Raw genomic sequence first — 7,686 nt, forward strand, 5'->3', positions numbered from 1 at the left:
CTTAGGGGTCGCAAACGGGCCCTCCGAGGCACCAGGAAGGGCGGCATTCGACCCCTCGGAACCAGCGCTGTCGCGTGCGTGCTCGACACAGCAATCGGGGCCGCCGCGCATCGCGACGACCCCGATTACGTGAGTGTTCGGAGAGCTATTTGCCGCCCTTGGTGGTGGCGAAGAAGCTTACGCACTGTCCCTGATTCTTGAAAACCGGCTGTTGCATTGTGGTCCAGCCACCGTTCTTGCACTCTGCCATCCCCGACTCAGCGTTGATCAGCTGCACCGAGAACTCCGCCCGGTCGAAGTAGCGCGCAAGCCCGGTCGCGTCCACGAAGTAGGCGCCGTCGCGCATGGTGACGTTCAGCGGCTGCCCGCTGATGGAGGACCGGGCGGTGACCTCGGCAACCGCGAGCCCGGCAACCGGCTCGACCTGGATGCCGAGGTTGCTCGGGATGAGACGCCGAGTGCCGGGGTAGTAGGTGACACCGTCCGCAACGAGGTTCGACTCGATGCGCTCGCTGTTCGCGAGGAAGATGATCTCCGCCTTGCCTGCGACGGGGGCTCCATCCTCAGCCGACAGCACCCGCACGGATGCGCCAACGCCGGTCAGCCCGATGAGCGCCTCCGACTCTGCTCCCACCGTGACCGTGCCTTCGCCGGCGAGCATCTCCGGGCCCGACCACGCGATGCGTCGGTCGCTGCCCGGGAACAGGAACGTGCCGCCCGTGAAGGAGACCTTCCCGTGACGCATGGCGGTTGCCTCATCCCCGTCCGAAACGAAGTATGCAACGCTCTCGTACACGTTCGGGTCGGCCGCGTAGACCTTCGCCTCGCCAAGCGCGATGCCATCGAAGATGTATTCGCCGTTGTTCTCGCTGCCGGTGCCGAACCAGTTGCCAGCGGAGTCCTGCAGGTAGACGTAGCCGCCCTCCCGGATGCGGTCCGACTCCCCGGATGCCGTGGTGAGGCTGGAGTCGAAGCGGGCGTCGGGGTAGCGGTCCTCAAAGACAGTGAGGGTCAGCGTGCCCGTCTCGGGCGTTGCAGCCGCTGCGGGACTGGCGACCAGGGCGACAGGGGCGAGGCAGGCGAGCGCGACGGCGGTCGCCCCCAAACGGCGTGCGGTTGAACGGTTCACGTTACTCCTTGGTAGTCGGCGATAGTGAGGACGTTGTCCGCGGCCATCGTCTCCCGCCGCCTGGCCCCGCGCGGGCTGGTTCACGAACACTTCACCGAACCTTCGCCGCTCGGTGGCCGTTGCCGATTCCTCGCAATTTCTGACCCCTGAAACGCCGATTCGGTCGCTACCGTATGAGGATGCGGCGGATGCCGCGCATCCGTTCTCCGATCGGCACGACAGGGAGCCACGTTGAGCGTTTCCGATTTCTTCGACGGCCAGGAACCGATTCGCCCCGACGTCACAGAGGCCGAGGCGGCCGAGCTTGCCGAGCAGCTGTACGGCATCGTCGGGGCCGCCAGCGAAATCGGCAGCAACCAGGACCGCAACTTCCGCATCGACGCCACAACCGGGCTGTCGGCGATGAGCTATCTGCTCAAGGTCGACAACCACGCATTCGCCGCCCATGAGCTCGAGGCGCAGAACACCGCAATGGCGATCCTCGCTGGGCGGGGGCTGCGCGTGCCGGTCCCGATTCCGGGCCTCGACGGAAGCACCGTCCAGACCTGGGCATCCGGCGACAAGACACATTCGGTGCGCATGATGAGCTTCCTCGACGGCAAATCGCTGGTCGACCTCGGCGCCTTCGAACCGGAGACTATCGCCGCGCTCGGCCGCATCTCAGGCGAGGTCGCGCAAGCGCTGACCCACTTCGAAGCGCCCGGGCTGGAGCGCACACTCCAGTGGGATCTCCGCAACGCCCAACGGGTCGTCGAGCAGCTTGCGCCCTCGGTCGCCGATGACACCATGCGTGGTCGGGTTCTAGGTGCCGCAGTCGAGGCATCCGCTCGCCTGTCCCGCGTACAGAACGCCCTGCGCGTTCAGCCCATCCACGGCGACGTCACCGACGACAACGTTCTCGCTTCGACCGAGCCGCACCTTCCGGACAGCGTCGTCGACTTCGGCGACCTCGCTCACGGATGGCTCGTGGCAGAGCTCGCGGTGACCGTCGCGTCGATCCTGCATCACGTCCCGGATGATCCGCTGGCCGCGGTTGTGGCGATCGAGGCTTTCGACGAGCAGGTTCCGCTCACCGACGAGGAGCTCACCGCGCTTTGGCCGCTCGTGGTGCTTCGCGGTGCCGTCCTTGTGGTCAGCGGGCAGTACCAATTGGCGGTCGAGGGCGACAACAATTACGCCGCAGACCGCACCGAGCACGAGTGGCAGGCGTTCGAGGCGGCAGAGGGCATCTCCTACGACGAGGCCGAGTCGGCGATCCGCGCCGCGCTCGGCCGGCCGAAGCGAGCCGCGCTTCTCGACGCGATCTCCCGTGGCGACGTCACAATGCTGGACTTCTCGGTGACCAGCCCGGGCCTCGACGGGGGGCTCTGGCAGCATCCGGATGCCGAGTGGGAGCTGGCGATCAAGGCGCTCGGCACCTCGCCGGTGGCAGTCGCGCCATTCGGCGAGTATCGCCTCACCAAGGCGGTGCCTAATAGCCGCGACGAGACCGCAGTGTTCGCCACCGGCTGGGAACTGTTCCTGGCCAAAGGCGAGACTCTCCGCTCACCGATCGACGCCGAAGTGGCGTCCGTCGATGGCACCACCGTCATACTGTCCGGCGAGGGTGTCGCGGTCTTAATCGACGGGCTCAAGCCGTCGGTCTCCGCGGGAAGCACTGTCGCGGCCGGTGACAAGCTCGGTCGTGTCGCGCCGGTCCGGGACGGCTATGGCCGGGTCGCGGTGCAGCAGCTGGCGAATCCGGATGCCACGTTCCCACTCTTCGTGACCCCATCGGAAGCGAAGGAGCTGGCGCCGCAGGATCCGGCAGCTCTGATCGGCCTCGCTCCGGTGAATCCCAAGTTCGACCCAGAAGGCGAGCAGCTTCGGCGGTCACGCATCTTTGCCAGCGCGCAGGAGCGTTACTACCTCAAGCCGCCGCAGATCGAGCGAGGGTGGAAAGAGTTCCTGGTCGGCGGCGACGGCCGGGTCTACCTCGACATGGTCAACAACGTCGCGAGCATCGGGCACGCCCACCCCCGCCAGGTGAAGGCCGTCGCGCGCCAGCTGGCGATGCTCAACACCAACTCCCGCTTCCTCTACCGCGCGCTCGCCGACCTCAGCGAGCGGCTGGTCGAGCTGGCGCCGGATCCATCGCTCGACACCGTGCTGCTGGTCAACAGCGGCACCGAGGCCGTCGACCTCGCGCTGCGTCTCGCTCAGGTGCACACCGGCCGTCGGCACGTCGTTGCATTGCGGGAGGGGTACCACGGATGGTCCATGGGCGCCGATGCGATCACGACCTCCGCCTACGACAACCCGTCCGCGCTGTCGAACCGCCCCGACTGGGTGGAGATCGCCGACGTGCCCAACCCGTACCGCGGGCGCTACCGCGGCGCGGACAGCGCACCGCAATATCTGGCCGACCTTGCCGGAGGGTTGGAGAGGATGGTAGCGGATGACCGGCATCCGGCCGCCTTCATCAGCGAGCCGGTACTCGGGAACGCAGGGGGAGTGGTCCCGCCCGACGGATACCTGGCCGGCGCCTACGACCTAGTGCGGGAGCGCGGCGGGCTGTGCATTGCGGACGAGGTCCAGGTGGGCTACGGCAGGCTCGGCCATCACTTCTGGGGCGTGCAGCAGCAGGGCGTCGTCCCGGACATCATCTCGGTCGCCAAAGCCATGGGCAACGGCTACCCGCTCGGGGCGGTCATCACGCGGAGGGAGATCGCGGAATCGCTCTCGCGCGAGGGCAACTTCTTCTCGTCGGCAGGCGGAAGCCCGGTGAGCTCGGTCGCGGGGCTCGCCGTGCTTGACGTCATCCGGGACGAAAAGCTGCAGGAGAACGCCGCGCAGGTCGGCGACCACCTGGTGGCGCGCCTTGCTGAACTGGCTGAACGGCATCCGATCATCGGCGCGGTGCATGGCATGGGGCTCTACTTGGGCATCGAACTGGTGCGGGACCGCGAGACGCTCGAGCCGGCCACTCTGGAGACCGCTGCACTGTGCGAGCGGCTGCTCCAGCTCGGCGTGATCATGCAGCCGACCTCCGAGAGACAGAACGTGCTCAAGGTGAAGCCGCCGCTCTGCCTTTCGCTCGACAGCGCGGACTTCTTCGTGGACGCCTTAGACGTCGCGCTGGGGTCGAACTGACGGCCTGAGAAAAAAGTTTCCGATGGGTCGATTTCCTGCTCGCCCGTTCGACGCAATAGTAGAGGGACGCATCCGGCGGCTCCGAAATGAAGGAGAACACCATGAAGTACATGCTGATCATGCGCGCCACCGACGAGGCCAAGGCGGCCTTCGAGGAAATGGACTTCGAAGAGGTCATCAACGCCATGGGCGCATACAACGAGTCGATGATCAAGGCGGGCGTGCTGCTCGCAGGTGAGGGGCTGTCCGACGCCAAGGAGGGCTTCATCGTCGACTTCTCCGCCGAGAAGCCGATCGTCACCGACGGCCCGTACGGAGAGACTCACGAGCTGTTCAACGGCTTCTGGATCATCGAGGTCTCCAGCAAGGAAGAGGCGGCCGAGTGGGCCAGCCGCGCACCGCTTGGACCGGGCAGCAAGCTCGAGGTGCGTCGCGTGAACGACGAGAGCGACTTCGCGGACTACGCGGACAACGAGTACATCCAGAAAGAGGTCGGCTGGCGCGAGCAGGAAGCCGCGAAGTCGCAGGATCGCTGATCCGGATGCCCGACATCCGGCGAACGGTCGATGCCGTCTGGCGCATCGAGGGCGCGCGCATCGTCGCCACTCTCGCCAAGATGACCGGCGACGTCGGTCTCGCCGAGGATCTCGCACAGGAGGCCCTGGTCGACGCCTTGAAGCAATGGCCGGAGTCGGGCGTCCCGCAGAATCCGGGCGCCTGGCTCACGGCCGTCGCAAAGCGCAGGGCCATCGACGGCTGGCGGCGCCGCGAGCGGCTCGACGAGCGGTACCGAGCTATTTCCCACGACCTCGAGGAGGCGGGCGAAGACGAGTGGCAGCCGATCGACGACGACCTGCTTCGCCTCGTGTTCACCGCCTGCCACCCGGTGCTGTCGCGGGAAGCGCAGGTCGCGCTGACACTGCGGGTGCTCGCTGGTCTCACGACGGAAGAGATCGCGCGGATGCTGCTGGTTCCTGTTGCCACGGTGCAACAGCGGATCGTACGGGCGAAGAAGACGCTATCGGCCGCGCGAGTGCCCTTTGAGACGCCCGAACCGGCGGAATGGCTCGCGCGTCTCAGTGCCGTGCTCGGAGTGATCTACCTGATCTTCACGGAAGGTTATGCCGCAACATCCGGTGATAGGTGGATTCGCTCCGAGCTTGCGCACGAGGCGTTGCGGCTCGGTCGAGTGCTGGCGGGGCTGCTGCCGCGGGAGCCCGAAGTGCACGGCCTCGTCGCACTGATGGAGTTTCAGTCCTCGCGGTTCGCTGCCCGACTGGACCGCACCGGCGCGCCGATCCTGCTCGCGGATCAGGACCGATCGCGGTGGGATCACGCGCAGATTCAGCGCGGTAGGGCAGCGCTCGGGCGGGCGGATGCCTTGGGTCGCGGTCGCGGCAGCTACAGCCTGCAGGCGGGCATCGCCGAATGCCACGCGATCGCACCGAGCATCGACGAGACCGACTGGGACCGCATTGTGGTGCTCTACGAGGCGCTCGGCCAGTTCGCCCCGAGCCCTGTGGTCGAGCTCAACCGCGCGGTCGCGGTGTCCATGGCGGTCGGGCCGGCGAGCGGTCTGGCCATCGTTGACCGACTGGAGTCGGAGGGAGCCTTGCGCGGCTCGCACCTTCTGCCAAGCGTGCGCGGGGAGCTGCTCGCACGGCTCGGCAGAACCGAGGAGGCTCGCTCGGAACTTGTCACCGCCGCGAATCTCGCCACCAATGAGCGTGAGAGTGCGGTGTTGCGCGCGAAGGCGGAGGCGCTGTGAGGCTGCGCGCCGTCGGCGTCAGTCCTCGAGCGGTTCGAGCACGAACACCGGGATGAGCCGCTCGGTCTTCTTCTGGTAGTTGGCGTAGGGCGGGTACGCCTCGACCGCGCGCGCCCACCACTCGTCGCGCTCGGCACCGGATGCTTCACGCACCGAGTAGTCGCGCTTGGTGGGGCCGTCCTGCAGTTCGACGTGCGGGTTGGCGCGCAGGTTGAATACCCACGCCGGATGCTTGGGAGAGCCACCGCGAGACCCGATCACCGCGTAGTCGCCCTCATGCTCGACGCGCATGAGCGCCGTCTTGCGCAGCTTGCCGGATGTCGCTCCGATCGAGGTGAGGATGATGACCGGGCGCCCGTTGAGCATCGTGCCCTTGGTGCCGCCGGACGACTCGTAGAGTTCGGCCTGATCCCGCGCCCACTTGGACGTGCTCGGTTCGTATTCCCCCTGAAGTGGCATGGGGCGATTGTCCCACTTCCGGTGGTCGAGTTCCCGGTGGTCGAGCCTCCGGTGGTCGAGCTTGTCGAGACCGGGATCTCGACAAGCTCGATCACCCGCACGCTCGACCGCCGGCCTCCACTTCTCTCTTCCTCCACAGGTGGGCTTGAAAGTAGTTTCTAACAGATTCTCAAATCAGCTTGTGTAGCTGTGTTCGAGGCTGGGACAATTGATGCATGACCAGTTCCGCAGCTACGTTCAGCACCTCGCTCGAGGTGCTGCTGGCCGCGGCGGCCCGGATCGGCGTCGACGCGCCCGGTGCTCGGGGGCTGGGTGACAAGCGGCTTCTGGCGGCGCAGCGGTCGTTGGCGGAGGCGAAGCGCAGTCTTGATGCTTGCGCGTCGGTGCTGGCCGGTGAGGTGGTGCGCCGCTCATCGGTTGAGGCGGGGTTCGGTGGGTTGGCCCGGAAGGAGGGGTTCCGCACCCCGGAGGCTTTGATTCGCGGGGTGACCGGGTCGACGGCGCGGGAGGCGACCACGCTGGTGCGGGTCGGCACCATGATGAATGACGCCGACCTGCTGCAGAACGCCGAAGCCAACGGGATCGACGACCCGGTCGGCCTTGCCAGCATGATGACCGAACCCTGGCTGGCCGCGGTGGGGAGGGCCGTCGCGGCCGGCACCGTCTCGGTGGCCGGTGCCGAGGCGATCCGCACCGGGCTGGGCCGGCCCGGACCCGGCGTCACGACCGAAGACTTGACCGCCGCGGCAACCAAGCTTGTTGCCGCCGCAACTGAGCGTGCGGCCGGCACCACGCCCGGTGGCGCGCTCGATGCCGAGCAGCTGCTGCGCCTGGCCCGGACCGCCCGGGACGACCTGGATGCGGCCGGGATCGTGGAGCGGGAGCGGCAGCGCCGTGCCTTGCGGTCGTTCCGGCGGTGGAAGCGGGACGACGGGATGACCCGGTACACCTGGGATCTCGACCCCGAGGGCGCCGCCCTGGTCGACGACGTCTACGACAAACTCACCTCACCACGACGCGGCGGACCCCGCTTCACCACCGGTCCGGAGCAGGCCCGGGCGGAGCAGATTATGGCCGACACCCGCACCACCGAGCAGCTGGCCTCGGACGGGATGCTGGAGCTGATCCAACTGGCCCTCGACACCGACCCGCAGGGTGTGGTCGGGGTGAACCGGCCCGCGGTGCGGGTGCTGGTGGC

6 protein-coding genes are annotated in these 7,686 nt (G+C 67.4%); 4 read left to right on the forward strand and 2 right to left on the reverse strand.

What is annotated here, in order from left to right; genetic code table 11:
* Positions 1-145: 145 nt before the first annotated feature.
* The gene (locus tag IRG63_RS13300) at positions 146-1,129 is read right to left on the reverse strand and encodes a hypothetical protein (protein WP_193510408.1); all 984 of its coding nucleotides are present in this window, start codon (positions 1,127-1,129) and stop codon (positions 146-148) included.
* 231 nt (positions 1,130-1,360) lie between these two features.
* Here IRG63_RS13300 and IRG63_RS13305 point away from each other — a divergent pair, with 231 nt between their 5' ends.
* The 3 genes from IRG63_RS13305 to IRG63_RS13315 all read left to right on the forward strand — a co-directional run bounded on the left by IRG63_RS13305 (position 1,361) and on the right by IRG63_RS13315 (position 6,029).
* A complete protein-coding gene (locus tag IRG63_RS13305; RefSeq protein WP_193510409.1) occupies positions 1,361-4,261 on the forward strand; it encodes an aminotransferase in 2,901 nt (966 codons plus the stop codon).
* A gap of 101 nt (positions 4,262-4,362) precedes the next feature.
* A complete protein-coding gene (locus IRG63_RS13310) occupies positions 4,363-4,797 on the forward strand; it encodes a YciI family protein (protein WP_193510410.1) in 435 nt (144 codons plus the stop codon).
* A 5-nt stretch (positions 4,798-4,802) separates the two neighbouring features.
* Positions 4,803-6,029, forward strand: a complete 1,227-nt coding sequence (locus IRG63_RS13315) for an RNA polymerase sigma factor (protein WP_193510411.1) — start codon at positions 4,803-4,805, stop codon at positions 6,027-6,029.
* Positions 6,030-6,047: 18 nt separating this feature from the next.
* Here IRG63_RS13315 and IRG63_RS13320 read toward each other — a convergent pair whose 3' ends face one another.
* Positions 6,048-6,488 (reverse strand): nitroreductase family deazaflavin-dependent oxidoreductase, encoded by a 441-nt coding sequence (locus tag IRG63_RS13320; protein WP_193510412.1) that lies wholly within the window; start codon positions 6,486-6,488, stop codon positions 6,048-6,050.
* A gap of 215 nt (positions 6,489-6,703) precedes the next feature.
* Here IRG63_RS13320 and IRG63_RS13325 point away from each other — a divergent pair.
* Positions 6,704-7,686, forward strand: a 983-nt coding sequence (locus tag IRG63_RS13325) for a DUF222 domain-containing protein (RefSeq protein WP_193510413.1), incomplete at its 3' end; no start/stop codon positions are given.

The sequence above is a fragment of the Cryobacterium sp. BB736 genome, from assembly GCF_014980265.1.
Classification (GTDB): Bacteria; Actinomycetota; Actinomycetes; order Actinomycetales; family Microbacteriaceae; genus Terrimesophilobacter.